The sequence below is a fragment of the Opitutus sp. ER46 genome (assembly GCF_003054705.1).
Classification (GTDB): Bacteria; Verrucomicrobiota; Verrucomicrobiia; order Opitutales; family Opitutaceae; genus ER46.
On record NZ_QAYX01000024.1, the window covers coordinates 649618 to 675872 of the forward strand.

A 26255-nucleotide genomic window follows, 5' to 3' on the forward strand; every position below is an offset into this window, starting at 1 on the left:
CGCACCTCACCCATTTCCCACACCATGAAGCTCCTTGCCTGCCTATGCCTCCTTGGCGCCGCCCTCACGGCCCAAGCGAAGATTGTGACCCGCGCCGTGCCCTACGAACACAACGGCGTGAAGCTCGAGGGCTACCTCGCCTACGACGACGCGAAGAGCCGCTCCGGCCGCCTGCCCGGCGTGCTCGTCCTGCCCGAATGGTGGGGCCTCAACGAGTACCCGAAGAGTCGCGCCGAACAGCTCGCAAAACTCGGCTACGTCGCCTTTGCGGCCGACATGTACGGCGCGGGCGTGACCACGACCGACGCGAAGAAAGCGGGTGAACTCGCGAGGCAGTTCTACGGCAAATCGCTCATGGCCGAGCGCGCCCGCGCCGGACTCGACACCTTGCTCGCCAGCGGGCTCGTGGATCCGCAGCGCGTCGCCGCCATCGGCTACTGCTTCGGCGGCGCGGCCGCGCAGGTTCTCGCGTGGAGCGGTGCGCCGCTCGCCGGGATTGTCAGCTTCCACGGCAGCCTCGTGCCGCCGCCGAGCGAGCCGGGCCGCGTCAAGGCCCGCATCCTCGTCTGCCATGGCGCGATCGATCCCTTCGTGAAGCCGGAGGAGCTGGCGAAGTTCAAGGACGCGCTGGATGTGGGCGGGCTCGATTACCAGTTCATCCAGTACGCGGGCGCGGTGCATGCGTTCACCAATCCGCGGGCCGACGACGTTGCGCGCGCGGCCGGGCTGAAGGGCATCGGTTACAATGCCGCGGCGGACCGGCGTTCCTGGCAGCACATGCAGGACTTCTTCGCGGAACTGTTTGGGCCGCGGCCGTAAAGGGACTGCGAACCTGAGGCAAAAAGGCCGGCGGCTTGCCTTGGCCGCCGGTTTGGCCTTTCTCGCGGGACATGGATCTCGAGACCGCTCGTCAGATAACCAAGACGTACGTGGACCGAATGCGGGTCGCGTACCGGCAGCCGGTTTTTGACGAATGGGCGATCCTCGGCGTGACGGCTGGTACGGGCGGTGTGCTGGCCTACACGGGTCCGCGCGCCGAACAATTCCGGGCCAATGTTCCGAACGATGCCGAGCTCCTCAGCCGAGGCACCAAGGGCAAGCCGCTGCACGACGGTGATATCGAATTCGTCAGCGACGCCCATGGCACGCAGTACGACGCGCTGATGAAAACCGGCGCGACGAGTTATCTCGTTTTGAATCACACCACGAAGACGCTCGCCGATATTCGCGCCGACGTGAAGTGGCTCGCGGTGCAATCGATCCTCTTCGAGCTCAGCGAAAGATTCCGCGCGGATCCGCTCGAACTCTGAAGAATTTCCTTCGCCCTCCGCGTTCGCTTTTGCGCGCGGGGCCGCAGGATTTCTTCACGAAATCGTACGCGCTTTCGTCTTGGCGCGCGCAAAGACGAAAGAGCTTCGAGCGAAAACCCGCGCGCTCCGCGTCACAATTCTCGCCAAGCTCCTTTTGTTTTCGCCGCCGGCGAAAACAAAAGATCCGGACATTATGAAAAAGTATCCGGACATTATGCTGGAGTATCTGGACATTATCCCGGAAGTGCCATGTGCGTAGCGATTTATAATTGTTGCCCTCGTCCCCTCGTATCGAGGGTTTTTGCTACCGCAGAACTGAAAGCTGAGGGCTTTGCGACCAAGCTGCTGGGGATCGCGCATGAAGCGGGGGCGCGAGGAGGGCGCGAAAAGGGCGGCCCGGGGCAGTGCCGGGGGCGGCAAGTGTGACGAAACGGGGCCGCGAAGGGGCGAGACGCGGCCCGATCTGCGCGCCCCAAAGGGCGCGGATCCGGGCGCGAAGTCCCGCCGGTTGGGGCAGGGCCCACCAACTTCGGGTCGCCCCTCTGTTGGCTCCCTTATCTCCTGTGAGATGCCCTGGAATTCCGTGGCTCGAATCTCCAAGTCCCGATCCGCCTTACAGGAGGCAACAGAGGCAACGGAGGGTTTGTTTCAGGATGCCCAACCTCGGATCGGATCCTCTGTTGCCTCCGTTGTCTCCTGTGAGATGCCTTGGAATTTCGTGGTTCGGATTGCCCAATCCTCGCAAGGGAAGGTTCGTCCAACGGGCCCGAACCATCGATGCGCTCCGACGAGTGGCGAAGGGGCGCAATTCCGGCATCGTGCGCGCATGAGCGTGCGCATTGTTCGCCTCGGAACTCCCCGACATCCTCACGAAGGTCTGCGACTCGGCACGGTGCGGCGGCCGCCGCGCGGCGTGCCCAAATCTGAGTTTGCCGCGCAGAACTGGTACGACGTTTGGTTTCCCAATCTCGCGCCCAGTCTCGCATCCATGCAGCAGGCGCTGCGCGCCGAAAACCCCGCCCAGTGGAACGCGTTCGTGCGCAGCTATCGGAAGGAAATGGCCGCGCCCGCGGCCACGCATGATCTCGAGCTTCTCGCCCGGCTGTCGCACACCACAGACTTCTCCGTGGGCTGTTACTGCGAGGACGAGAGCCATTGCCATCGCTCGATCCTTCGCGAGTTGCTCCGCGCCCACGGCGCATCGTTTGCGGACGACGACGCGCCGCCCGCGAAATCCGATCCCGCGCGGTGAGCCGTGCGAGTGGGCGAGGCGGCCGCGCCCGTTCAGCCCAGGAGCCCAACGCCGACAAACCACGCGTACGCGCCCAGCAGCGGCCAGCCCATCCAGCGCGGCAGGCCGTCGGCAAACGCCACGCACAAGGCGTGGACGACCGCGACGATCACCAACAGCGCGAGGCCGGGCGCGAAGAACGCCGGCACCTTCACGGGATGCAGCATCGCGCTCAGGCCGATGCACAGCGGGATGCAGATATGTCCGTCGCCGACCTGTGAGGCGAAGGCGATGTCGGCGCGGCCCCGCGCCGCGTAGTAGAACGCGAGCAGCGCGTTGGGCAGCACCATCAGCCAGCCGGTGATCCAGCCGAGATGCGCGGCGTTGACGAACGCGCCCTGCTGCGCCGCCAGCCAGGTCACGAGCCAGTCGAGGCTCACGTACACCCCGAACGCCCCCACGAGCACCACGGCCACGTCGAGGTAGAACATTGAAGAGAAGCGCTGCCGCTGCCGCACGTTGTGCTTCAGGACGTCGAAGACCTGGAACGTCTGCCAGAAAAGGAAGAGCCCGACGAGGACCAGCCCGTCGCTCAGGTCGAGCACGCCGTCACGCGCCAGCGCCCAGGACACGCCGCTGAAGAAGCCCACCGCCGCGAGCGTGAGCAGGAGCGAGAGCCGGTTGAGCTGCCGGCTGGTCTCGTCGTCCTTGCCGCCGCCCGTCTTGCCGGCGCCCGCCGCCTTGCGCTTCCCCGCGCCGCCGGCGGGGCGTTTCCGCGCGAGGGTCAGCCCCCAGAACAACGTCGGCAGCCCGAGCACCAGCGTGAGATTGGTCGCGTTGTTCACCAGACAGTTGGTCAGCACCTCCTGCCCGGGCCCGCCTTGCATGCCGATGATTGCGACGAAGAGCAGATTTCCGAGCCCGGAGCAGTACGGCATCACCACCGTGCCGAGCGCAGTGCCTTCGAGCCCGTGCGCGAGCAGCGCCTCGAGCCGCCAGATCATCAGCAACGACGCCGCGAGAAAGAGCCCGAAATAGGTCCACGCGCTCGTCAGCCCGAGGGTTTCGATCGTATCGGTGAGCGGGTTCACGCGCGCGCAAACTGCAGGGCGTACCGGCCGTCGGGGCGCCGGGATAGCGTCAGCGCCGCGCCGAAGGTGGTGCTGAGCAGCGCCGGCTTCAGCACCGTGCGCCGCGGACCGGCCGCGATGATCCGGCCCTGCCGCAGGAGGAGCGCATGCGTGAAGGCCGGCATGATTTCCTCCACGTGGTGCGTGACGAGCACAAGCGCCGGGGCGCCGCGCCGCCGCGCGAGCCGCTCGATGAACTGCAGGAAGTGTTCGCGCGCCACCGGATCGAGCCCGGAGCAGGGTTCGTCCAGGATCAGCAGCCGGGGGCGCAGCATGAGCGCCCGCGCGATCAGCACGCGCTGCCTTTCGCCTTGCGAAAGAAACGCCCACTCGCGCTCCGCCAGGGCCTCGAGTCCCACGAAGCGCAGCCACCGCCGCGCCTGCGCCCGGTCCTCCCGGCTCACACGATGCCAGAGGTCGAGCTGCGCGAACTTGCCGCTGACGACCGTGTCGAGCGCCACCTCCGCCGGCGGGATCGCCGCGATGAAGGCGCTCGTCACCACGCCCACTTTGAGCCGCAGGTCGCGCCAGTCGCTGGCGCCGTAACGCTGGCCCAGCACCATGATCTCGCCGGACGTCGGCGGCAGGTAGCCCGTCAGCGTCTTGAGCAGCGTGGTCTTGCCGGAGCCGTTGGCTCCCAGGATCACCCAGTGCTCGCGGGGCGCGACGCGCCAGGACACGTCCGCGAGGATCGCGGTGCGTCCTCGTGTCACGCATAAACTGGATACGTCGAGCAGGGCCGGCATGGAAGGGCCGGTAGCATGGGCGTCTGGTCCTCTCTGCGTCAAACCGCCCTTCGCGCCCTTCTCTTTCTCCTACTCTTACTCGTTCTCTTTCTCTCCCAATCTGCGCCACCTCTCGCCCGTCCCGCCCCGCGGCGCGTCCAAACGCGCAAAGCCCGCGGTACCGGGCGAGCGTAGGATGTGCGCGCCACCGGTCGCGGGCTTCCGGTCTCAAACTAGGTCGGGGGCGTCCGTTATCGCGCGTCGACCCGGATGTTGCCGCCACTCGAACGGAGCTTCAACAGCGGGCCGCCGCCATTGACGGCACCGATGAGCTTGTCCCGGTCGCGCCGGCCGGTCTCAGCTTCGATGGAGAGGCCGTTGCCGCGAACCGTCCCGCCCCCCGTGGCCGCGTCGAGCCGGAAGGCGGCCGACGCGTCGATCGTGAGAATGATGCCGCCGCCGGACGTGGAGAGTTCGCAGTCTCCGGCGAGCTTGCCGACGAAGCCGACGCGGACGTTGCCGCCGCTCGTATGCGCGAGCACGCGGTTCCTGACCGACTCGATCTCGATGCTGCCCCCGGAGGTGCGTACATCGACTCCGGCACCGATATTGCCCAATCGGATGCTGCCGCCCGACGTGCGCGCTTCCACGTTTCCGCCCAAGTCGCCGACGATGATGCTGCCGCCGCTCGTGTGCAGATTGGCGGCATAGGCCGCCGGCACCGAAGCAATGAACTCCACCGAGACCGAGGAGGTGTCGGAGCCGGTTTTGTCCGCCGGCCCGCATTTCGCGGTCGCCTGCACGTCATTTCCGCTCTGGTCGAAGGCGAGCTCCACATTGGCCAGCAGCTTTTCGGCCTGGGCCTCGGAGTCCGCCCGGGCGGTCTGTTTGGCGACGATGGTCACAACTCCGTCTGGGCCCGCGGCCACGCGGATCGTGCCGCCGCAGGTGTTGAGCCGGAGCGTGCCGGCGCCTGTGACGGTGAAGGTCTTTTCGACGGTCCGCTCGGTTTTGGCGCCGAGCGGGAGCACGGCGAAGGACAGCGCGGCGGCGATGGCGAGGTAGGAGGGAAGTTTCATGCTGGTTTGTGGCTCAAGAACACGGCGTGGCGCAATTAGTTGCACGCGCCAGCGAAAAACCTTCGACCCCGCGTTGGGAGAGAAGGCCTCCCAATGCAAAAGCCCGCCAAACCGGCGGGCGCGAAGGCGCCGCCGGTCGCGGGCTTCTGGGCTCAGGCTGGGCGGGCTGGCGTGCTTACCGCGCGTCGACCCGGATGCTGCCGCCGCTCGAGCGGAGCTTCAGGAGCGGGCCGCCGCCGTTCACCGGGCCGGAGAGCTTGTTCCGGCTGTGGTGCCCGTTCTGAAGCGTCATGGTAATGCCGTTGACGTTCACGCCACCGCCGCTGGTGGAGGCGTCGAGTTGGAAGCTGGCGGCCTTGTCGACGGTGACGCTGACGCTGCCGCCGGAGGTGGAAAGTTCGCAGTCGCCGTTGAGCTTTCCGGCGATGCCGGCGCGCACGCTGCCGCCGCTGGTGTGGGCGTTCACGCGGTTGCTGACGGACTCGATCTCGATGCTGCCGCCCGAGGTGGAGAGGTCGGCGGTGCCGGCGACGTTACCGACTTCGATCCGGCCGCCCGAGGTGTTCAGCTTTACGTTACCGCTGGCCGAACGGAGCGTGATGCTGCCGCCGGAGGTGTGGGCGTCCACGTCATTGCCGATGCGGCCCAGCCGGATCCCCCCGCCGGAGGTGCGGGTTTCGACGCGGCCGTTGAGATCGCCGACGGTGATGCTGCCGCCGGAGGTGCGCAGATCGGTCACGTAGGCGGCGGGGACGGTGGCGATGAATTCGACGACCACCGGGCTGCCTCCCCAGCGGAAGAAGCCGCTGACCGGCCGGTCATACTTCGCCGACGCCTGCACGTCGTTGCCGTTCTGCGCGAACGTCAGCTCCAGGTCCTCCAGCAGCTTGTCGGCCTCCGCGTCGGAATCGGCCCGGATCGTCTCCTTGGCGACGATCGTCACGACGCCATCCGGCCCGGGCGAAACCCGGATCGCGCCGCCGCTGGTGTTGAGTCGGAGCGTGCCGATGCCTGTGACGGTGAAGGTCTTTTCGACGGTTCGCTCGATCTTGGCGGACAGCGGGAGCGCGGCGCAGGTGAACGCCGCGACGAAGGCGAGGGTGGTAAGGGCTTTCATGCAGGTTGGTGGCCCAAGAACACTACGACCGCCCCAAAAGTTACAGCCGGCACAGCAGTTTCTGCTGGTCGGCTGTAAGTGAGGCGCGGAGCAAGGCGCAGTCGCCCGCGCGCGGTGTGTACGGAGGTGCAGGGATTATTGGCGTGCTGGCGTGGCGGGCGCATTGCCGGCCAGGGCGTCGATGCGCGCGACGGCGGCGACGTAAGCCTGGTACTCTGCCGCCACTTGGCTGCGCTTTTCGTCCCAGTTTTGTTCTGCGCCGCGTCCGGCCGAGCGGAGACTCTTTTCGAGCGACTTCTCCCGGGCGCGCGCCTCGGCGTCGGCAGCGTCGAACGCCGCGCGGCCCTCGGGGCTCATTTCGCCGCGGGAGCGCCGATATTCGCGCATCGCGACCTGGCTCTCGCGCACGCGCACCCGGACGCTGTCGATCACCTCGTCGCGGCGGGTGCCGGCGGTGTTTTGAATGAGGGTCTGAACCTGCGGCGCGTCGAGGGTGGCGGCGGCGGCGATCACCGGGCGGCCCGTGGGCAGCAGCCCGGGCGCGACGGTCGGCTGCAGAATCGCGAACGCCGGGGGCGGCGCCGCAAACGGCGCTGGCGTGCTCGCAGGCGTGTTGGGCGGCACCGTCTCGTCGAACGCCTGGCCGTTCGGCGGCAGTGCGTCGTCCTGCGGACGAAAGGCGAGGAAGGGCGCGCGGCTGTAATTGCTGCCGTCGGGCACGGCGGGGATGGCGATCACGACCGGCGCGCTGGCGCGTTTCGGAGTGCCGGCGGAGAGAGTCGGGGCCAGGGCAAGCGAGCCGGCCGCGGAGGTAAGCAACAGAGTGACAAGGGTGTTTTTCATGTGAGCTCCCGTTCGAATTCGCGGCATAGAGCCCGGCCTCCGGCGTACGTTGCGCTACGGCCGGCAGGACCCACCGCATTCGCCGATGGGCGGGGCTCGAGACCCACCGGACCCCGGGTCTGCGCCGCGTACGGCGGGCGGTCCGCGCCCCAGGCCGGGCCGCGTCTCTCGCGTTTCACTCGTGGTCCGGCGCGTGCCAGCTTCGGGATTGTTTCGCCTTCGAAATCTGACTCAGTGGCGGGGCTTCCCATGCGCATCACCGGTCTTGCCCTCGTCCCGCCGCCTTCGGCCGCCGACCTGCCGAAGGTTACGCCTGAACTCCTTGCGTCGGTGCTCGCGCGCTATTCGCGCAGCAACGAGGGCATCGCCTCGATCCTCTCCAAGGTCGACGTCACCAACCCCGACGCCTCGATCGACCGCATCCTGAAGTTCGTCGACTACGGCCATGCCTCGATCGGCGGCCTCACCGGGGGGCTGGCGATCGCGCTGGACGGAGTGTCGATGTGGCTCGCGTACAAGATCTTTGAGATCGCGCAGATGGCCGACGGCCAGGAGTCGAGCACTCGCTACATCGCGATGGATGCGGCGAACCTGCCGACGGCGGAGGAACTGGGCGTCCCGGCTGACCTCGCGGGCCGGTGGCACGACGTGCTTGCCCGCGCGTTTGCCGCGTACCACGCGGAGTACGACCGGCTCGACGCGCTCGCGAACGCCGAGCCCGGCCGCGTTCGGCTCCCGGCCGACGCCAAGCCCGCCGTCGTCACGCGGCTGCGCAAGAACTACGCGCTGGACCGCGCGCGGTACTTCGTGCCGCTGGCGACGCGGACCAACCTCGGCCTCGTGCAGAGTTCCCGCATGTGGGCGATCACCGTGAAGCAGCTCGACTCACTTGCGCATCCCGAGGCCAAGGCGGCCGCGCGGCTGATTCGCGACGAACTGCTGAAGCAGTCGCCGCGGCTCATGCGGCACAGCTCCGCGGAAAAATCTTTTGAGGAGCAGGCCCGGCAGGAGCTTCAGACGTCGCTCGCGCTCGGTCTCGAGCGGCTCTCGGCGGACGCGTTGCCCGACGAGACCTGGGTGCACGTCGACCGCGCCACGCCGCCGTGGCTCGCGGAGCGTCAGTCGCTCGCCGAGGCGCTGCGGCATCGCACGAACCGCTATGGCCAGCAGGGCACCGCGACGCGCCGCATGCGGGTGACGTTCGCCTGGAACAACCTGGCGCTGGCCGAGCTGCGCGACCTAAACCGCCACCGGACGGGGCATCGGTACACGCCGCTGATCCAGGCCGGCTTCTATCTGCCGCCGGAGATCGACCGCGGGACACATGCCGCGCTGTTGCGGGATCAACTCGCCCTGACGCGCGAGCTCATGACGCGCAAGTCGCCGGCCTACGTGTACTCGCTCCTGCTCGGCGCGCAGACGCCGTTCGAGCACAGCACGCATGCCGACAAGTTCATCTACGAAGCCGAGCTGCGCACCGGCATGGGCGCCCACTTCCGCTACGCCGAACACCTGAGCGCCGCCCTGAAGGAGTTCTTCCGTCAGGTCCCCGAAGCCAAAGAGTGGGTGGTGGAGGGTACCGCCGAGCCCGAATAAGCCCCGAGCAATCCCGGCCCGGCCCTTCATCGTTCTCGTTCTCTTTCTCGTTCTCCCCGTCCATCCCCCCGCCGTACTCTTTCTCTTCCTCTTACTCTTCCTCTTTCTCTCATCTGTCAGCCCCTCGTCCTCACCGCCTGCGCTTACGGTCCCCGATCCCGAGCCCGAGCCCGAGCCCGAGAACGAGAACGAGAACGAGAACGAGAACGAGAACGAGAACGAGAACGAGAACGAGAACGAGAACGCGCGCGTCGGCTACCTCAACGCGCGCTGACCCTCAATCCTGCGGTTCTCGGCCCCACACTCCCTTCATCCCTCACTCCCTGCGCGCGGCGAGCCGCTGCGCCGCGCGCCCAAAAGGGGGTTGCGAGCCGGATTCCGGGGTTCATCCTCAGCGGCGCGCCGTCATGCCGGTTTTCTCCCGTCTCCCCATGGGCTTGGCCTTGCGCGGCAGGGAAATTCCCGCCGCCGCCAGCCGCGCGACCACGCCATGAAACCGCTGCGGGTGCTCCAGTTTAACATGCAGTTCGGCCAGGGGTGGGACGACGCCGATCCCGACCACGCGCCGATCCGGCTTGAGGACACGATCACGGTGATCCGGGAGCAGGACGCCGACATTGTCTTCCTGCAGGAGGTCGAGCACGCGCAGAACGGCGGAGTGCAGATTACGCCGCCGCCCAACTACACACGCCTGCTCGCAGAACTGTCCGGTTACCACGGCTGCTTCACGTACCCGCGGGCAGACCCGCGCGAGCTGCCCTTCGGCATCGGCCTGGCCATCCTGACGCGGACGCCCTTGCGCGGGGTGACGGTGCGCGACCTCCCGTCACCACCGGTGACCTTCGATTTCTATGGGCGGAAGACGACGCCGACGGATCGCGTCATGTTGCGGGCGGACACGACGATCGGCGGTCGGGAGCTGCGGCTCCTGAACACGCACCTGCTCGCGTTCTTCATGCTCGGGGCCAGCAGTGCCGACCACCCCGGCCAGCGACAGCGGGTAGCCGAGGAACTCGCCGCCGCGCCCGGCCCAATGCTCCTCGCCGGTGATTTCAACGTCAGCCACCACGAGTCGCTCGTCGCCCAGTTTGCGGCGCAAGGCTTCCGCACCGTGCAGGACCAGGAGATCACCTGGCGGCGCCGGCCGTACGTGCTCGACCACATCTTCTTCAACGCCCCGCTGGCGCGCGTCGCTCACCGGGTCATCCCCACGCCCGCCAGCGACCACCACGCGTTGGTGGCTGAGTTCGAGTGGGTGAAGTGAGCCGCGTGTCGCCGACGTCCGGTGGCGCCGCTCTGTTATCCCCGTTTCCCCGCGTGCCGTCGCGGAACTCGCTCGTACCGAGTGTCACGCAATACGTGACACTGGCACGGGGCGCCACGAGGGAGCGGAAGAAAAAGTGTCACGTATTGCGTGACACTTAGCGGAGCCAATTTTTCGGTCCGGTCGGGCCTGTGCCGGCGGCGACCCGGGGTGCGGCATCTCCTTCGACCTGAGCGGCATGCCCGGGAATTCGCCGCGGGTGAGGGCCGATCGCGCTGACGGGCACGAGCGCCGGCGCGGCAAGCGGGCTGACGCAGGGCGGTTGCAGGACAGAAATTCGATTTGCGCGGCGGACAAAATCCGCGACCTTGGCGCCGTCTAGCGCGAACACGATCGCGACCGGACACTCAAAACCACAACTCATCCTTCCTCGGGACCCGAGGCTTCATCGCCATGCGACAAGCACCCATGTCCTCTTCCGCCGCCTGCCCGCCGGTTTTCCGAAGTCGGAAAACAGCGAAGGCCAGGTGAAGACGATCCTCGATTTGGCGCGCGCAAAGCGCGAACAGCAGCCGATTGTAATGTTGACGGCGTACGACGCGCTCATGGCGCGCATCGTCGCAGCCTCGGAAGCCGACCTCATTCTCGTGGGCGACAGCGTGGCCATGGTCGTCCATGGCTTTCCTTCCACCGTGCACGCGACGCCGGAAATGATGGCCGCCCACGTGGCGGCGGTGCGCCGCGGGACGCCCGACATGGTCGTGGTGGCCGACATGCCTTTCCTCTCGGTGCGCCGCGGGACCGCGTACGCCGCCGAGGTGGCGGGCCAGTTGATGCAGGCGGGTGCGACTGCCGTGAAGGTGGAGGGCGTCACCGGGCACGAGGAGGTGATCTCGCATCTCGTGGGCAGCGGCATTCCCGTGATGGCCCACCTCGGGCTCACGCCGCAGTCGGTGCACCAGTTTGGGGGTTACCGTTTCCAGGGCCGCAGCGCCGCCGACGCCGAGCGGCTGCGCGACGAGGCGCGACAGGTCGAGGAACTGGGCGCGTTCGCCCTCGTGCTCGAGTGCGTGCCGTCCGCCCTCGCGAGCCAGATCACCGAGGAGCGTGCGATTCCAACGATCGGCATTGGCGCCGGCGCGGGGACTTCGGGTCAGGTGCTGGTCATCTCGGACCTGCTCGGGCTCGATGCGCAGTTCCAGCCGCGCTTCGCCCGTCGGTACCTCGAGGGCCACCAGTTGATCGGAGAGGCCATAAACCGTTTCACCCGCGACGTGCGGGGCGCCCGGTTCCCCGCGCGCGAGGAGGTGCTTGCATGAAGATCCAACGCGAACTCGGAGTTCCACCCCGGCCGGACGTCCCGCCGGTCTACACCCGGCGTGCCGGCTGGCAGGCGGTGCGCGGCGATGCCGCCTGGGCAGGCCGCAGCATCGGCTTTGTCCCAACGATGGGGGCGCTGCACGCCGGACATGAGGCGCTGCTCGCCCGCGCGCGCGCCGAGAATGAACGCGTGGTGCTCAGCATCTTCGTCAATCCCACCCAGTTCAACGATCCGACCGACCTGGCAAAATACCCGCGCACGCTCGAGGCCGACCTCGCGCTCGCGCGGTCGTATGTTGACGCCGTCCTCGCGCCCGAGCCGGAGGAGCTGTATCCGGATGCCTATCGCTACCGGGTCACCGAAAACGAGCTGAGCCGCCGCTGGGAGGGTGCGCATCGCCCGGGTCACTTCGACGGCGTGCTCACGGTTGTCCTGAAGCTCTTCAATCTCGTGCGGCCCACGCGGGCCTACTTCGGTGAGAAGGACTGGCAGCAGTTGCTGCTGGTGCGCGGCATGGTCCAGGCCCTGTTGTTGCCGATCGAGGTCGTGCCGTGCGCGACCGTGCGCGAGGCCGACGGGCTCGCGATGAGTTCGCGCAACCGCCGGCTGGCTCCCGCCGATCGCGCGCGCGCCCCGGAGTTTGCCCGGGCCTTGCGCGAGTCGCCCGACGCCCCCACCGCCGCCGCGCGGCTGCGCGCCGCCGGTTTCGAGGTCGATTACGTCGAGGATGCCGACGGCGTCCGCATGGGCGCGGTTAGGCTCGGCGACGTGCGGCTCATCGACAACTGCCGCCTGCCCGCGGCGCGGTGAGCGCGGCCGCGCCTTCTCCTTCCGCTTCCAGCTTCCATGAGCAACGTTCTGTTCATCCTCACCGGCTCGATCGCCTGCTACAAGGCGTGCGAGGTGATTTCCCAGCTCGTACAGCGGGGCCATCACGTGCGCCCGGTCGCCAGTGCGGCCGCCTTGCGCTTCGTTGGCGCCACCACCCTCGAGGCCCTCACCCACGAAAAAGTGCGCACCGACCTTTGGGCCGAAGGTGAGGCGCTCGATCACATCAATCTCGACCGCTGGGCCGACGTGACCGTCGTGTGTCCCGCCACCGCGAATACCCTCAACGCGCTCGCGGCCGGCCTGGCGGACAACCTCGTGGGTTCGCTGCTCCTGGCGCACGATCCGCACAAACCGCTCCTCGTCGCCCCGGCGATGAATCCGGCGATGTGGAAACACCCGGCGACGGTGGCGGCGAGCCGGCGGCTCCGTTCCTGGGGCGTGCAGTTCATCGAGCCCGCCGCCGGGCGCACTGCCTGCGGCGAAGTGGGCGAGGGGCGTCTGGCCGAACCGGAGACCATCGTCGCCGCGATCGACGCCGCCCTGGTGCGACCCGAACACCGGCTCCGCGTCCTCGTCACCAGCGGCGGCACCAGCGAGCCGATCGACGGTGTCCGCGTGCTAACCAACATCAGCACAGGCGCCACCGGCGCCGGCATCGCTGAGCATTTCTCCCGGCTCGGCCACGACGTGCTGCTGGTGCGGGCCGCTACGTCCGTGCCGTTGTCCGCTCCGGGCCGCGAGGAGACCTACGGGAGCTTTGGCGACCTCGATGCCGTCCTGGAGCGCCGGCTCCGCGAAGAGCACTTCGACGTCGTCATCCATGCGGCGGCCGTTTCCGACTACGCGATCGAGGCGATCGAGGTGGACGGGCAGACGTGGCGACCCGGCGCCGGCAAGATCCCGTCGCAGGCCACGCCGCTGATCCGGTTGCGGCGCAATCCCAAGCTCCTCGACAAACTGCGGAGCTGCAGCCTCAACCCCGCCATCCGCGTCGTGGCTTTCAAGCTGACCAAGGAGGCCGACGACGCCGCCATGCGCGCGGCGGTCGAGGCGATCCTCGCCCACGGGACCGCAGATTACGTCGTGCAGAACGATCTCGCGCAGCGTGAGCCGGACGGGGCGTTTCCCGCCGACATCTGGGGCCCGCAGCGCACCATCGTCGCCCACTGCCGCGACCGCGCCGACATCGCCTTGGCCCTCGCAACGCTCCTGTCGTAGCCGGCTCTTTCTCTTACTCCTACTCTTACTCTTTCTCTCCAACTCCGTCAGCCCGCCGAATCCTGAGGATACCGGCACAAACTCGGAGAGAGTAAGAGAAAGAGGAAGAGTAAGAGAAAGAGTACGATCAGACGGGCTCCACCCACTCTCACTCTCACTTTCACTCCGAAGGCACTCGTACTTTTTTGCCCCATGCTCCTCTGTCTCGATATCGGTAACTCCCAGATGCACGCGGGCGTGTTCGATGGCGACACGCTGCGTCTCCAGTTTCGCAAGACGACGCACCCCCTCGGGGCGTCGGACGAGTTCGGCGTGTTCTTCACGTCGGTCCTCCGGGAAAACGGACTCGATCCGCGCGCGATCACGCAGGTCGCTCTCTGCTCCGTCGTGCCGGCGGCCGTGTATCCGATCCGCAACGCCTGCCTGAAGTACTTCCACCACGAGCCGTTTGTGCTGCAGGCGGGCGTCAAGACCGGTCTCCGCGTCCGCTATCGCAACCCGCTCGAGGTCGGCGCCGATCGCATTGCCGGTGCCATCGCGGCGGCGCAGCGCCGGCCGGGCGGCAATCTCATCGTTGTCGATTGCGGCACCGCGACGACCTTCGATGTCGTCACCAGCTCAGGCGACTACCTCGGCGGTGCGATTCTCCCCGGCATCGGCATCTCGGTGGAGACGCTCGCCGGCCGCACCGCCAAGCTGCCTTCCGTCGAGATCGCGCGTCCCGCGGCCGCCCTCGGGCGCTCCACGGTCGAGAGCATCCAGGCTGGCGTCTATCACGCGCATGTCGGCGCCATCCGACACCTCGTCGCCGAGCTCAGCCGCGAAGCCTTCGACGGCAACCGGCCGTTCATCGTCGCGACCGGCGGATTCGCGCGGCTCCTCCTGACGGAGAACCTGTTCGATGAGGTCGTGCCCGAGCTGGTCCTGCTCGGCATCAAGCGCGCCGCCGAACTCAACCCCGAGACTGCCGCCACCCCCGCCTGATTTCCATGCAACTGACACTTCTGAAATCGAAGCTGCACCGCGCCACGGTGACAGCGGCCGACCTCCATTACGAAGGCTCGATCGCGCTCGGGCCCGACCTGCGTGCGGCGGCCGGGCTGCTCGAGTTCGAGCGGGTCGAGATCTACAACGTCACGAATGGCGCGCGCTTTGCCACCTACGTGATCGCCGGTCGCTCGCGCGGCGAGGTCATGCTCAACGGCGCCGCCGCCCGGCTCGTGCAGCCTGGCGACCACGTTATCATCGCCGCCTACGCGCAGTTCACGCCCGAGGAGGCCGCGAAGCACCAGCCGACCGTCGTCCTCCTCGACGCCAAGAACCGGCCGAAGCAGAAGAGGGCCCCGGCGCGGGAGTGAGCGGCCCAAGTCTTTCTCTTACTCTTAATCTTCCTCTTTCTCTCAAGCGTTGCGCCGGACCGGCACTTTTGGCCGTCCCGAAGCGCTGGCTCGCCTCGACGACCGACCGGCTGAGACTGGGAGAAAGAGGAATAGTAAGAGAAGGCGGTGCAGAGCGCCCCCGTGCCGGTTTGGCGCGGTGGCGTGACACGCTGTCCACCGGCGGCACACCCCGGGGCGGCATTTGCCGAGGGCGCCGCGCGGGGCTATCTTGGCGCGCCGGCTGCGAAGGAGGATGCACTATGGATTTTGCCAAACTCACCCAGAAGTCGCGCGAGGCGGTCGCGGAGGCCCAGAACCTCGCCCGCCGTCAGTCGCACAACGAGGTTGATACCTGGCACCTGCTCGCCGCGCTGATCGAGCCGGAGGACGGCATCGTCAACGGGCTCCTGCACAAGCTGAACTCGACTCCGAGCGCGATGCAGCTCGCCGTCAGCCGCGAGTTGGAGCGGCTGCCCAAGGTGTCCGGCAGCGTCGACACCTCCAAGGTTTACGTCACCCAGGCCGTCAACGAGGTGCTCACCCGCGCCGAGGAGGAGGCCGACAAGCTCAAGGACGAGTACGTCTCGGTGGAACATCTGTTTCTGGCGCTGCTCGACGTGGGCAAGCCGGATGCCCTCAAGAAGCTGTTCAAGAGCTTCGACCTCGACCGCGCGAAGGTGCTCGCGGCGATGAAGGAGATCCGCGGCTCGCAGCGCGTGACCACCGACAACCCGGAGAGCACGTACCAGGCGCTCGAGAAGTACGGCACCGACCTCGTGGCCCTCGCGCGGAAGGGCAAGATGGACCCCGTCATCGGACGTGATGAGGAGATCCGCCGTACCATCCGCATCCTCTCCCGCAAGACGAAGAACAACCCCGTGCTCATCGGCGAGCCGGGCGTCGGCAAGACCGCCATCGTCGAAGGGCTCGCCCAGCGCATCCTGCGCGGCGACGTGCCTGAGGGGCTGAGGGACAAGACCCTCTTCGCCCTCGACATGGGCGCGCTCGTCGCTGGCGCGAAATACCGCGGCGAATTCGAGGAGCGCCTCAAGGCCGTCCTGCAGGAAATCAAGCAGAGCGAGGGGCGCATCATCCTCTTCATCGACGAGCTCCACGTCATCGTCGGCGCCGGCAAGACCGAGGGCGCGATGGACGCCGGGAACCTGCTCAAGCCGATGCTCGCGCGCGGTGAGCTGCACTGCATTGGCGCCACCACGCTCGACGAGTATCGCCAGCACATCGAGAAGGACGCCGCGCTCGAGCGCCGCTTCCAGCCGGTCGTCGTGGACCAGCCGAGCGTGGAGGACGCGATCTCGATCCTCCGCGGCCTGAAGGAGCGCTTCGAACTGCACCACGGCGTGCACATCCAGGACAACGCGCTGGTGAGCGCGGTCACGTTGTCGAACCGCTACATCTCCGACCGCTTCCTGCCCGACAAGGCCATCGACCTGATGGACGAGGCGTGCGCCATGATCCGCACCGAGATGGACTCGATGCCGCAGGAGCTCGACGAGCTCACGCGGCGCGTGCTCCGGCTCGAGATCGAGGAGACCGCGCTCGCGAAGGAAAAGGACGAAGCCAGCGCGCGCCGCCTTGAGGCCCTGCGCCACGAACTCGCGGAAGCGCGCGAGCAGGCGAAGGGCCTCAAGCTCCAGTGGGAGCGCGAGAAGGCCGCCATCGACCACACCCGCAAGCTGCGCGAGCAGATCGACGCCGCCCGCCTCGAGATGGAAAAGGCGGAGCGCGCGTACGACCTCAACCAGGTCGCCGAACTCCGCCATGGCCGCATCCCGCAGCTCGAGGCCGAGCTCAAGCGCCTCGAGCAGAAGAGCCGCGACCAGGTTGCGTCACTGTTCAAGGAGGAGGTTTCCCAGGAGGAGATCGCCGAGGTCGTCGCCAAATGGACCGGCGTGCCGGTCACCCGCCTGATGGAGGGCGAGAAGGAGAAGCTGCTCCGGCTGGAGGACGTGTTGCACCAGCGCGTCGTCGGCCAGGAGGAGGCGGTCTCGCTGGTCACCGAGGCCATCCTGCGCGCGCGCAGCGGCATCAAGGATCCGCGGCGCCCGGTGGGCAGTTTCCTGTTCCTGGGTCCGACCGGTGTCGGCAAGACGGAGCTGGCCAAGACTCTCGCCGAGACGCTCTTCGACACCGAGGCGGCCATCGTCCGGATCGACATGTCCGAGTACATGGAGAAGCACAGCGTGGCCCGGCTGATCGGTGCGCCTCCGGGCTACGTGGGCTACGAGGAGGGCGGCCAGCTCACCGAGGCCATTCGCCGCAAGCCGTACGCGGTCGTCCTCTTCGACGAGATCGAGAAGGCGCACCCCGACGTATTCAACGTGCTGCTGCAGGTGCTCGACGATGGCCGCATCACCGATGCGCAGGGCCGCACGGTCGATTTCAAGAACACGATCATCATCATGACGTCGAACATCGGCTCGCGCTTCCTGCTCGATGGCGTGCAGGGCGATTCGATCCCCGACAGTGTGCGCGAGAGCGTCATGGCGGAGCTGCGCCGGTCGTTCCGGCCGGAGTTCCTGAACCGCATCGACGAGACAATCCTCTTCAAGCCGCTCACCCTCGAGGAGATCACGACCATCGTGGATCTGCTCGTGGCGGACCTGAACCGGCGGCTCGCCGAGCGCCGGGTCACGGTCGCGCTCGACCCGAAGGCCAGGGAGTGGGTGGCGGAGAAGGGCTACGACCCGGTGTTCGGCGCCCGCCCGCTGAAGCGCTTCCTGCAGCGCAACATCGAGACCAAGCTCGCCCGCGCGCTCATCGGCGGCGAGATCGCCGAGGACAGCACCGTGACGTTCTCGATCCACGGGGACGAGCTGGTGATGTCCGGTGCCGGCGCCGCGTCGCGCCCTTCCCCCGCCAAGCGCGCCCGCTGAAAACTGTCACGCAATACGTGACAGTTCCCGCCCGCGGCTCCGGCGCACAGTGTCACGTAATACGTGACACTGGAGCGCGCACGCCAGAGGGGGGATCCGGGAAAACTGTCACGTAATACGTGACCGTGGGCGCGCGCGGCGGACGGCGAAAGTGTCACGTAATACGTGACACGATATCTCACCACGGGAGACCGGGGAAAGCGCGATGCGGGCGTGTGGGCCACGCGTCGGGACCCGAAGCGGCGCGGTTTCGGCGTCAGCTCAGAATTTGGCGCAGGCTTTCGAGATCGAGCACGCTTGCGAGCGATTCCTCCTGCACCACGGCGGCGGCGAGGGCTGCCTTTTCCTTCTGCAGGGCGCGGATCTTCTCCTCGATCGTGTCGCGCGCGAGGAGGCGGTAGGCGATCACCTGGTTGCGCTGCCCGATCCGGTGCGTGCGGTCGATGGCCTGCGCCTCCACCGCGGGGTTCCACCATGGATCGAACAGCACCACGTAGCTCGCCGCCGTGAGGTTCAGGCCCGCGCCGGCCGCTTTGAGCGAAAGGAGGAAAACAGGAATTGCCGCGCCGTTCTGGAACCGGTCGACCAGCTCCTGCCGCTTCTCCGTCTGGCCGGTCAGCATCAGGTGGGCGATGCCCCGGGCCGTGAGTTCGTCGCGAATCAGCTCCAGCATCGTGACGAACTGAGAGAAGATCAGCACCTTGTGGCCTTCGGCCGCGAGCGGCTCGACGGTATCGAGGAGGGCCTCAAGCTTGGCGGAGGCTGGGTCGGCGGCGGGCGCGGTGGCTGTGGCGCGCCGGCGGGCGGGGCGGGGCGCTTCCCCCACGCCGACGAGCCGCGGATCGCAGCAGATCTGGCGCAGTCGCAGCAGCGACTGGAGGATGTTGAAGCGCTGCCGGTCGAGCTCGCGTGCGGACTTCACGCGCAGAAGCAGCGCGCGGGCGCGCTTCAGCTCGGCGTCATAGAGGGCGCGTTGGGTGCCTTCCAGTTCGACCACCAGATCCTCTTCGATGCGCGGAGGAAGGTCGCGGGCCACTTGGGCTTTGGTGCGGCGTAGGAGGAAGTGTTTCACCCGCTGCGCTAGGCGCGTGCGGGCGGAGGGGTCGTTCTTGTCGTTGTAGAGCCGCTTGAAGGCTGCTTGGGGGCCGAGGAGTCCCGGTTGCGCAAACGCGAGCAGGCTCCAGAGGTCGAGGAGCCGGTTCTCGATCGGTGTCCCAGTGAGGACGAGTCGGTGCGCCGTCCGCAGCTCCCGCGCTGCCTGCGCGGTGGCGCTGGCGGGGTTCTTGATGTTCTGGCCTTCGTCGAGGATGACGGCGTCCCAGCTCTTCGCAGTGAAGGCCGGAGCGTGGAGCCGGAGCTGGGCGTAATTGACGACGAGAATGTGCGCATCGAATGGCGCCAGACGCGCGCTGTCGCCGGAGCCCGCGCCGCGCTTCGGCGGAGGCGTAACCAGGCCGGAGTGAAACACGACCGTCGTGAGGCCCGGGGCGAAACGCGCGGTCTCGAGTTGCCAGTTAACCATGACGGACTTGGGGCAGACGACGAGTGCGCGGAACGGCTGAGCACCCCGGGAACGGGCCGCAAGGGCGAGGAGCCATGCCAGCGTCTGGAGCGTCTTGCCCAGGCCCATGTCGTCGGCGAGCACGCCGCCAAAACCGTTCTCCGAGAGGAAGGACAGAAAGTGAAAACCCTCCTGCTGGTACCCACGGAGCTCCGCGACCAGCCCTCCAGGGACGGGAGGCGGAGGGAGCGCGCGCAGCGTGGCGGCGCGGGCGCGGACTTGTTCCCAGATCTGCGCCGGCAACGCGTCGCGTAGGGCGTCATCGGCAAGCTGCAGCGCATGGAAGCGCAGTGGCTCGCGCCGGGTCTCCGCGGTCGCAGTGACGGGATCCAGGCCGAGGTGCTCCAGCTTTTCCTGCGCGGCAGGCGTTTCTTCGACGGCTAGGCGGCGCCAGCCGCGGCCCGCCAGCCGTACGAAGCGTCCGCGCGCGGCGTGGAGCAGCGCGACCTCCTCCGGCGTGAGCGTCGTGTCCTCGGCGCGCAGCGCCACGCGCACGTCGAACCAATCCACCCCCCAGGCCGCGCTCGGGGTGAGATCAATGGCATAGTGGGCCCGCGTCGGTGCCTGAGCGAAGGCGGCGAGTTCAGGCGCGAGATCAATCAGCGTGGCGGGGGGAAAGGTGGCGAGCCACGCGGAGAAGGTTTCCGGAAACGTGGCGGACGCGATCTCGACGTGACTGCGCGGGCCTTCTGGATGCCACGTATCGACGAGCCGGGGCAGCCGACCAAACACCTCGACGGCGGCTCGTGTGGGATCGAAGTCAGAAACAATAAAGGCCGCATCCGGGGGCAGCGGTGACAGGCCGGGACCGGTGCGGCGCCACCCGGCGCCCTCGAGGAGGGCGCGAACGGCGCCATCAGGGGCCAGCGCGGCCAGTTCCAGGAGGAGGACGTCGTCTCCCGCCGGCGCATTGGGACGGCGGGGGGCAAGCCAGGCCCGAAGCCGGGGGCGGAGGACCTCGTGCCGGAAACGCCCGGCGGTATCTCCGGGCAGCACGAGACCGGCCCGGGCGGCAAAGCGGCCCGCTTCGGGCAGGGCGAGGGCAGCCCGCGGAAGCGCCACCGGCACCGTCAAATCGTCCTCGCTCGGCGCGTACTTCGTGGTCGGCGGCGGCAGGCCGGAGAACAGCGTGTTCTCGTGCAGGTAGAGCGCTGGATTCTCCGACAAATGCTGGAGCGGGCTGGGGACCGGCGTGCCGTCGGCGAACGCGAGTTGCGCCTGGACCAGGTCGGGGTCGGTCGGGTGGTCGCGAAAGTGCCAGATCAGGCGCCGGGGATCGCGTACGATGGGAAGGCCCTGGCCGCCGACGACGCACTCGCGTGCCAACGGGTGCTGAAGCACGCGACCGAGAAACGCGCGGTCTTCGGCGGCTCCGGGGCGGAGGGTCGTGCGCCCCCGCGCGCCAAAGTGGGCGCGGGCCATGGCGGCAAACGACACTGAGACGGAGGCGAGGGGCGCATTCTCCGCGTTTTCCAGAAGTTCGCGGAGTTCCGCTCCCGCGAGCGGGTTGTAGGGAGAATCGATGGCCGCATTGGTGGAGATTTCCCAAACGGGCTTCTTCTGTGCCAAGCGGAGGCGGAGATGGCGCAGGACGGGAGGCGCGTCGTTTGTGGCGGCACCGGAGGCGCCGGCCAACGCTTCCAGTTGCGCGAACCGCTGGCGCCAGGAATCGATCTCGCGTTGGCGAAGGTGGCCCGCGACTGCGGCGCGGGCCCACGCGAGATCGGTGAGCCTCTCCATGAACGGAGGTGCTGGAACCCCTCTCTCGGTCAGGATCAGCGCCAGATGGGACCACAATTCGAGGGGAGTGCCCGGCCGCTCCGCCCAGCGGTTGGTAAACGGATTCTCGTAATAGCGGAAGCAGCGGTACCGATACGACGTCGGAACCAAATTCTGCAGGGCCTGAAAATCAATGTTGCCCGCGTGCACGCTGCGATGCAGCGCGAGGAGATGACGCAGGTAGTTGAGCTGCTTGCGAACCGGCGCGATGCCGTTCGCCCGGGTAAATTGGGCGGCGAGCGCCTGCTCGTCGGTCGGTCCGGCCGCGTTGGCCGGCGAGGAAAACTTGCTGACATCGGCGTCCAGGAGTTCGTCCAACAGCAGGGCGCCGACGGCGTAGAGGTGTTTGCACGCGATGCCGATCGGGCAGGAGCACTTGCCATCCCAGCCGCGCCCGGGAGCGTGGGCGAGCGTGCAATCGTAAGGCTCCGAACCGCTCACCGAGGCCTCGACGTAGGTTTCATCATTCTCCGTCGACACCTCGAGCGGGCTCACGCGGCCGCTTGCATAGTAGGCGCGCCCCTTTGCGCGGGTGGCGATCGGGAAATTATCCAGCCACCCAGAGAGCGAAACCCGCAGCGGCGATTGAGACAGGACGCGACCGGACATGGGGGTACGATCGAACACACCCTCCGGCGGGCGTCACGCCGGAATCCTGCGCCGCCCAAAAAGCGACGCCGGGTTGCGACGGACCCTTCCCGCGTGGGGCGACGGCGCCGCGTCGGCCCGCTGAAAGTGTCACGCAATACGTGACACTGGAGCGCGCACGCCAGAGGGGGATCTGGGAAAACTGTCACGTATTACGTGACACTGAGCGCGCGCGGCGGACATCGGGAGTGTCACGTAATACGTGACACTTTGCCGGGGGACATCTCACCACGGGAGACCGGGGAAAGCGCGATGCGGGCGTGCGGGCAACGGGGCGGGCGTGCCTCGGTCTAGGTGGCGATGAACAAAGAAACGGTCCTGATCACAGGCGCCTCGAGCGGCATCGGGCTCGCGCTGGCGCGTGAATTTGCCTCGCAAGGTCACCCGCTCGTCCTCACGGCCCCGGTGGCGGCCGAGTTGCGCGACGTCGCCGCGGATGTCGGCCGCTCCTACGGCGTGAGCGTGCGGACGATCGCCAAGGATTTCGAAACGATCTCTGCCTCCGAGGAGATCTTCGCCGAGCTCGCGGCGGACCGGGTGTCCATCGAGATCCTCGTGAACAACGCGGGCTTCGGCCAGCGCGGCAAGTTCTGGGAGACGCCGCTCGATCGCGACATCGGGATGCTGCGGGTGAATATCGAGGCGGTGGTGCGGCTCACAAAGCTCTTCCTCCCGGGCATGGTGAAGCGGGGCCATGGCCGCATCCTCAACACGGCCTCGGTGGCGGGCTTCGAGCCCGGCCCGATGCTGGCGGTGTACCACGCCACGAAGGCATTCGTGCTCTCCTTCTCGGAGGCGATCGCCACGGAACTTGAGGACACCGCGGTCACCGTGACCGCCTTGTGTCCGGGGCCGGTGGACACGGACTTCTTCCCGAAGGCGGACATGATCGACACCCAGGTTTTCCAGCGCGGCAAAGTCGCCGCCCCCGCCGAAGTCGCCAAGGCCGCGTACCAGGCGCTCATGGCTGGCGAGCGCGTGATCGTTCCCGGAGGCGTGAACAAGGCCATGGTGTTCCCCCGTCGCTTCATGACCGAGTCGGCCCAGGCGAAGATGAACGAGAAGATGTACGAGGACGCCGACCCGGCGAAGCGGAAGCGCGAGCGCGGCGACATCGAGGCGGAGCAGTCGAAACCCAAGCCGCACTAGACATTAGGCAGGACGAGGGGTGCGCTCGAGCCAGGGAAGGACGGGGAGACCGAGAACGATTAAGAGAACGAGAACGATAGCGGGGCGCCCCGGCCCTTGCCAAACCCCGGGGTTGTGCCCCGGCCGGGGTTCTGTTTCGTTGCGCGCCGAATGGCCGAACCCATCCGTTTCTACAATCGCTACACCCGTAAGATCGAAGCCGAGAAAATGTACGGCGAGCGCTGGGTGCGCATGGCGTACGAGAACCCCGTCGGCCGCTTCTTTGTGTGGGCGATGGCCCGACGCGCCGCATTCTCGCGTTACTACGGCACGAAGATGAACAAGCGCGTCAGCGCGCTGCGGATCCTGCCGTTCATCGCGCAGTACGACATCAACCCCGACGAGTTCGCGAAGTCGCCGTTCGACTACAAAACCTTCAACGAGTTTTTCTTCCGTGCCCTGAAGCCTGAGTGCCGCCCCATCGCGGCGGGCGAGAAGGTCGCGGTCTTCCCGGCGGACGGACGCCACCTGGCTTTCCAGGACGTCGCGCAGGCGCCGGGGTTCTACGTCAAGGGCGTGACCTTCACGCTGGCGGAGCTTCTCGGGGAGGCGTCCCTGCCGGCGGACCAGCAGACGCTCGCCAAGACGTTCACCGGCGGGGCGATGGTCATTTCCCGGCTCTGCCCCGTGGACTACCACCGTTTCCATTTCCCTGTCTCCGGACTGCCCGCGGAGTCCCGCCGAATCGACGGCTGGCTGTACTCGGTCAGCCCGGTGGCGCTGCGGCGGAACCTGCGCTACCTGATCGCCAACAAGCGCGAAATCACGCTCATCGACTCCCCGCAGTTCGGCCAGGTCGCGATGATTGAGATTGGCGCGACCAACGTCGGCTCGATCAGCCAGACCTTCGTGCCGGGCCGCGAGGTGAAGAAGGGCGACGAGAAAGGCATGTTCGCCTTCGGCGGTTCGTGCGTCGTCACCGTTTTCCAGCGCGGCCGCATCCGGTTCGACGCTGATGTGCTCCAGCAAAGCGCGGAGCACATGGAAACGTTTGCCCGCATGGGCGACCGGCTCGGCGAGGCGCCCTGACGTCCGCGCGCCGGCGGGGCCGCCGCCTTACGGTGACGGCAGCACGAGCACTTCGAGTCGGGAGGCCGCCTCGGGCGATCGGTAAACGCGATGCGTCTGCCGGCGGTAGTCCTCGGGTTTCGCCTTCGCGATGTCCACAAACGTCTGTGGGTTGCGGTCGATCAGCGGAAACCACGAGCTCTGCACGTGCACCATGAGCTTATGGCCGCGGCGGAAGGTGTGGCAGATGTCGGGCATCGTCAGCTCCACCTTTGTGACCTTCCCGGGCACGAAGGCCTCGGGGTGCTCGAAACTGTTGCGGAAGCGGCCGCGCATCACATCGGCGCGGACGAGCTGCTGGTAGCCGGAGTAGATGACGCCGGTCGGATTCGGGTCGGGGTTGGCGGTGTCACCGGCGTACACGTCGATCACCTTCACCACCCAATCCGCGTCGGTTCCCGTCGTCGCCACCTGCAAGGTCACCTTGATCGGCCCGGCGATCGTGAGGTCCTCCTCCAGCACGCCGGTGGTGTAGGCGAGGACGTCGGGACGTGACGTCGCGAAGCTCTGGTCCTCCACCGGATAGTCCTTCGGGTAGCGCGTGGTCCGCGTCATCGTGTACGGCACGGGCTTGGCCGGATCGCTGACGAACTCATCGCACGCGCCCGCCTCGGCGTCCGGGGCGGCGAAACCGATCGTGCCCCCCGCGCCGAGGTACAGCGTGCGCGGCTGGGCGGCCTTCGGCGGCCAGGCATCGAACTTGCGCCAGCGGTTGGTGCCGGTCTCGAACATCGTGGCCTCCACCGGCTGGTAGCTCTGGTCACCCTTCAGGTAGCGGCGGAAGAACGGCAGCTCGATCTCACGCAGGTAGTATTCGGAGGTCTTGGCGCGAAACCCCACGTCGCCCAGCCGGTCGCCGGGGGTGCGACTCCAGCCGCCGTGGATCCAGGGGCCGATCACGACGACGTTGGTGATGCCGGGGTTCTGCTGCTCGGTGCGGCGGTAGGTGTCCAGCGTCCCGGGGAAATCCTCCGCATCGTACCAGCCGCCGACGGTGAGCACGGCGCAGCGGACATTCTTCAGGTGCGGGCGGATGTCGCGTGCCTGCCAGAACGCGTCGTAGTTCGGGTGGGCGAGCACGGTGTTCCAGAACGGGGAGCGCCCCTTCAGCAATTGCGCGTCGGAATTGGCGAGCGGTCCCATACGCAGGAAGTAGTCGTAGCCGTCGGCCGTGCCGAACGTGTAGCCGGGGCCCGACTCGTGCAGCGGATCCGCGACCTTCTGGTCGATGGCGGCAAAGAAGCTGAAGTTCTGGACGAGGAGGAGTGCGCCGTTGCGGTGCGCGTCGTCGTTGATGAACCAGTCGGTGATGGGGGCCTGCGGGGACACCGCCTTCAGCGCCGGGTGGGTGTCGATCATGCCCATCGAGGTGTAGAACCCGGGGTAGGAGATGCCGAACATGCCGACGTTGCCGTTGTGGTTGGGGAGATTCTTCACCAGCCAGTCGATCGTGTCCCAGGCGTCGGAGCTTTCGTCGACCTGCTGTGGGGTGCGTTTTTCGACTTGGAACGGTCGCACGTGCTCGAAGGTCCCCTCTGAGCCGTACCGCCCGCGCACGTCCTGCGTGACGAGGATGAACTTGTCCTTGGCGAACGACAGGAGCGAGCCCTCGGGGGCATCGTAGTTGTCGGTGCCGTAGGGTTTGAGCGAGTACGGCGTGCGCGTGAGGAGGATCGGCCAGCGCTGCGAGGTGTCCTTCGGCAGGTAAACCCGGGTGAAGAGCCGCACGCCGTCACGCATGGGGATGCGGTATTCGTACTTCGTGTAGTGCTCGGCCATCCAGCGGGCGCTGGATTCGGCGGGTTTGTCGTCAGCCCGGGTCACCGGCACAAGCGCCAGGAACGCGAGGCAGAGAAGGGTGCAAGGACGCATCATGATGAAAGTGGTGCCCGAGGCGGGACTCGAACCCGCACGCCTTACGGCAAAGGCTTCTAAGACCTTCGTGTCTGCCATTCCACCACCCGGGCGGGGGCGAACGGGGGGCAGACTGCCGAGGGCCCATTCCTGAGGGCAAGAGCGAAGACAGGGGGGCGGGCCTGGGATGACGCAGGCGGCCGGACGATCCGGGCAAAA

The 26255-nt window shown here is 67.5% G+C and carries 20 protein-coding genes and 1 tRNA gene; 13 read left to right on the top strand and 8 right to left on the bottom strand.

Translation table 11 applies throughout. The features are described 5' to 3' along the window. The first annotated feature begins 24 nt into the window (after positions 1 to 24). From DB354_RS18015 to DB354_RS18025, 3 genes are all read left to right on the top strand, one after another. A complete protein-coding gene (locus tag DB354_RS18015) occupies positions 25 to 819 on the top strand; it encodes a dienelactone hydrolase family protein (protein ID WP_107837014.1) in 795 nt (264 codons plus the stop codon). 71 nt (positions 820 to 890) lie between these two features. Beyond that, the gene (locus DB354_RS18020; RefSeq protein WP_107837015.1) at positions 891 to 1310 is read left to right on the top strand and encodes a hypothetical protein; all 420 of its coding nucleotides are present in this window, start codon (positions 891 to 893) and stop codon (positions 1308 to 1310) included. Between the two features lie 826 nt (positions 1311 to 2136). Beyond that, positions 2137 to 2562, top strand: coding sequence for a DUF488 family protein (locus DB354_RS18025; RefSeq protein ID WP_107837016.1), 426 nt, complete (start codon positions 2137 to 2139; stop codon positions 2560 to 2562). A gap of 32 nt (positions 2563 to 2594) precedes the next feature. Here the strand turns inward: DB354_RS18025 and DB354_RS18030 are convergent, their stop codons facing one another. The 5 genes from DB354_RS18030 to DB354_RS18050 all read right to left on the bottom strand — a co-directional run bounded on the left by DB354_RS18030 (position 2595) and on the right by DB354_RS18050 (position 7435). Continuing rightward, the gene (locus DB354_RS18030) at positions 2595 to 3632 is read right to left on the bottom strand and encodes a sodium:calcium symporter (protein WP_233256683.1); all 1038 of its coding nucleotides are present in this window, start codon (positions 3630 to 3632) and stop codon (positions 2595 to 2597) included. Then, positions 3629 to 4417, bottom strand: coding sequence for an ABC transporter ATP-binding protein (locus DB354_RS18035; protein WP_107837017.1), 789 nt, complete (start codon positions 4415 to 4417; stop codon positions 3629 to 3631). The genes DB354_RS18030 and DB354_RS18035 overlap by 4 nt, the downstream gene beginning before the upstream one ends. A gap of 230 nt (positions 4418 to 4647) precedes the next feature. After that, positions 4648 to 5475, bottom strand: a complete 828-nt coding sequence (locus DB354_RS18040; RefSeq protein ID WP_107837018.1) for a hypothetical protein — start codon at positions 5473 to 5475, stop codon at positions 4648 to 4650. Positions 5476 to 5650: 175 nt separating this feature from the next. Next, positions 5651 to 6592 carry a DUF4097 family beta strand repeat-containing protein gene (locus DB354_RS18045; RefSeq protein WP_107837019.1) on the bottom strand — a complete coding sequence of 314 codons (942 nt, stop codon included), beginning with the start codon at positions 6590 to 6592 and terminating at the stop codon, positions 5651 to 5653. A 135-nt stretch (positions 6593 to 6727) separates the two neighbouring features. Next, the gene (locus DB354_RS18050) at positions 6728 to 7435 is read right to left on the bottom strand and encodes a hypothetical protein (RefSeq protein WP_107837020.1); all 708 of its coding nucleotides are present in this window, start codon (positions 7433 to 7435) and stop codon (positions 6728 to 6730) included. A gap of 249 nt (positions 7436 to 7684) precedes the next feature. Between DB354_RS18050 and DB354_RS18055 the strand changes: the two genes are divergently transcribed. From DB354_RS18055 to clpB, 8 genes are all read left to right on the top strand, one after another. Beyond that, positions 7685 to 9031, top strand: a complete 1347-nt coding sequence (locus DB354_RS18055) for an FAD-dependent thymidylate synthase (protein ID WP_107837021.1) — start codon at positions 7685 to 7687, stop codon at positions 9029 to 9031. A gap of 490 nt (positions 9032 to 9521) precedes the next feature. Continuing rightward, a complete protein-coding gene (locus DB354_RS18065) occupies positions 9522 to 10295 on the top strand; it encodes an endonuclease/exonuclease/phosphatase family protein (RefSeq protein WP_107837022.1) in 774 nt (257 codons plus the stop codon). Between the two features lie 527 nt (positions 10296 to 10822). Continuing rightward, complete coding sequence (gene panB / locus DB354_RS18070; protein ID WP_107837023.1) at positions 10823 to 11614, top strand: 3-methyl-2-oxobutanoate hydroxymethyltransferase; 792 nt, start codon at positions 10823 to 10825, stop codon at positions 11612 to 11614. Further along, positions 11611 to 12426, top strand: a complete 816-nt coding sequence (gene panC / locus DB354_RS18075) for a pantoate--beta-alanine ligase (protein ID WP_107837024.1) — start codon at positions 11611 to 11613, stop codon at positions 12424 to 12426. Before panB ends, panC begins: the two co-directional genes overlap by 4 nt. Before the next feature lie 36 nt (positions 12427 to 12462). Continuing rightward, positions 12463 to 13665, top strand: coding sequence for a bifunctional phosphopantothenoylcysteine decarboxylase/phosphopantothenate--cysteine ligase CoaBC (gene coaBC / locus DB354_RS18080; RefSeq protein WP_107837025.1), 1203 nt, complete (start codon positions 12463 to 12465; stop codon positions 13663 to 13665). Between the two features lie 192 nt (positions 13666 to 13857). After that, a complete protein-coding gene (locus DB354_RS18085) occupies positions 13858 to 14649 on the top strand; it encodes a type III pantothenate kinase (protein WP_107837026.1) in 792 nt (263 codons plus the stop codon). 5 nt (positions 14650 to 14654) lie between these two features. Then, complete coding sequence (gene panD, locus DB354_RS18090; RefSeq protein ID WP_107837027.1) at positions 14655 to 15023, top strand: aspartate 1-decarboxylase; 369 nt, start codon at positions 14655 to 14657, stop codon at positions 15021 to 15023. 281 nt (positions 15024 to 15304) lie between these two features. After that, a complete protein-coding gene (gene clpB, locus DB354_RS18095; protein ID WP_107837028.1) occupies positions 15305 to 17938 on the top strand; it encodes an ATP-dependent chaperone ClpB in 2634 nt (877 codons plus the stop codon). Between the two features lie 256 nt (positions 17939 to 18194). Here the strand turns inward: clpB and DB354_RS18100 are convergent, their stop codons facing one another. Next, entirely contained in the window at positions 18195 to 21887 is a 3693-nt protein-coding gene (locus tag DB354_RS18100; protein WP_107837029.1) for a DEAD/DEAH box helicase, read from the bottom strand. A gap of 339 nt (positions 21888 to 22226) precedes the next feature. On the opposite strand from DB354_RS18100, the gene DB354_RS18105 reads away from it, so the two are divergent. Together DB354_RS18105 and asd are read left to right on the top strand one after the other, a co-directional pair. Next, the gene (locus DB354_RS18105; RefSeq protein ID WP_107837030.1) at positions 22227 to 23075 is read left to right on the top strand and encodes an SDR family oxidoreductase; all 849 of its coding nucleotides are present in this window, start codon (positions 22227 to 22229) and stop codon (positions 23073 to 23075) included. Between the two features lie 150 nt (positions 23076 to 23225). Continuing rightward, positions 23226 to 24143: an archaetidylserine decarboxylase gene (gene asd / locus DB354_RS18110; protein ID WP_107837031.1), complete on the top strand. Its 918-nt coding sequence runs from the start codon at positions 23226 to 23228 to the stop codon at positions 24141 to 24143. A gap of 27 nt (positions 24144 to 24170) precedes the next feature. Here asd and DB354_RS18115 read toward each other — a convergent pair whose 3' ends face one another. Continuing rightward, a complete protein-coding gene (locus DB354_RS18115; protein WP_107837032.1) occupies positions 24171 to 26057 on the bottom strand; it encodes a CocE/NonD family hydrolase in 1887 nt (628 codons plus the stop codon). An 8-nt stretch (positions 26058 to 26065) separates the two neighbouring features. Beyond that, a tRNA-Leu gene (locus DB354_RS18120) sits at positions 26066 to 26149 on the bottom strand. Positions 26150 to 26255: the final 106 nt, after the last annotated feature.

What these genes read in the sequence shown, in the direction of transcription:
- panC (WP_107837024.1), top strand. Translation starts at nt 11,611, where the DNA reads ATGAAGATCCAACGCGAACTCGGAGTTCCACCCCGGCCGGACGTCCCG.
- DB354_RS18055 (WP_107837021.1), top strand. Translation starts at nt 7,685, where the DNA reads ATGCGCATCACCGGTCTTGCCCTCGTCCCGCCGCCTTCGGCCGCCGAC.
- DB354_RS18040 (WP_107837018.1), bottom strand. Translation starts at nt 5,475, where the DNA reads ATGAAACTTCCCTCCTACCTCGCCATCGCCGCCGCGCTGTCCTTCGCC.
- DB354_RS18025 (WP_107837016.1), top strand. Translation starts at nt 2,137, where the DNA reads ATGAGCGTGCGCATTGTTCGCCTCGGAACTCCCCGACATCCTCACGAA.
- coaBC (WP_107837025.1), top strand. Translation starts at nt 12,463, where the DNA reads ATGAGCAACGTTCTGTTCATCCTCACCGGCTCGATCGCCTGCTACAAG.
- DB354_RS18115 (WP_107837032.1), bottom strand. Translation starts at nt 26,057, where the DNA reads ATGATGCGTCCTTGCACCCTTCTCTGCCTCGCGTTCCTGGCGCTTGTG.
- DB354_RS18085 (WP_107837026.1), top strand. Translation starts at nt 13,858, where the DNA reads ATGCTCCTCTGTCTCGATATCGGTAACTCCCAGATGCACGCGGGCGTG.
- asd (WP_107837031.1), top strand. Translation starts at nt 23,226, where the DNA reads ATGGCCGAACCCATCCGTTTCTACAATCGCTACACCCGTAAGATCGAA.
- DB354_RS18050 (WP_107837020.1), bottom strand. Translation starts at nt 7,435, where the DNA reads ATGAAAAACACCCTTGTCACTCTGTTGCTTACCTCCGCGGCCGGCTCG.
- DB354_RS18035 (WP_107837017.1), bottom strand. Translation starts at nt 4,417, where the DNA reads ATGCCGGCCCTGCTCGACGTATCCAGTTTATGCGTGACACGAGGACGC.
- DB354_RS18100 (WP_107837029.1), bottom strand. Translation starts at nt 21,887, where the DNA reads ATGTCCGGTCGCGTCCTGTCTCAATCGCCGCTGCGGGTTTCGCTCTCT.
- DB354_RS18065 (WP_107837022.1), top strand. Translation starts at nt 9,522, where the DNA reads ATGAAACCGCTGCGGGTGCTCCAGTTTAACATGCAGTTCGGCCAGGGG.
- clpB (WP_107837028.1), top strand. Translation starts at nt 15,305, where the DNA reads ATGGATTTTGCCAAACTCACCCAGAAGTCGCGCGAGGCGGTCGCGGAG.
- DB354_RS18020 (WP_107837015.1), top strand. Translation starts at nt 891, where the DNA reads ATGGATCTCGAGACCGCTCGTCAGATAACCAAGACGTACGTGGACCGA.
- panD (WP_107837027.1), top strand. Translation starts at nt 14,655, where the DNA reads ATGCAACTGACACTTCTGAAATCGAAGCTGCACCGCGCCACGGTGACA.
- DB354_RS18015 (WP_107837014.1), top strand. Translation starts at nt 25, where the DNA reads ATGAAGCTCCTTGCCTGCCTATGCCTCCTTGGCGCCGCCCTCACGGCC.
- DB354_RS18105 (WP_107837030.1), top strand. Translation starts at nt 22,227, where the DNA reads ATGAACAAAGAAACGGTCCTGATCACAGGCGCCTCGAGCGGCATCGGG.
- DB354_RS18045 (WP_107837019.1), bottom strand. Translation starts at nt 6,592, where the DNA reads ATGAAAGCCCTTACCACCCTCGCCTTCGTCGCGGCGTTCACCTGCGCC.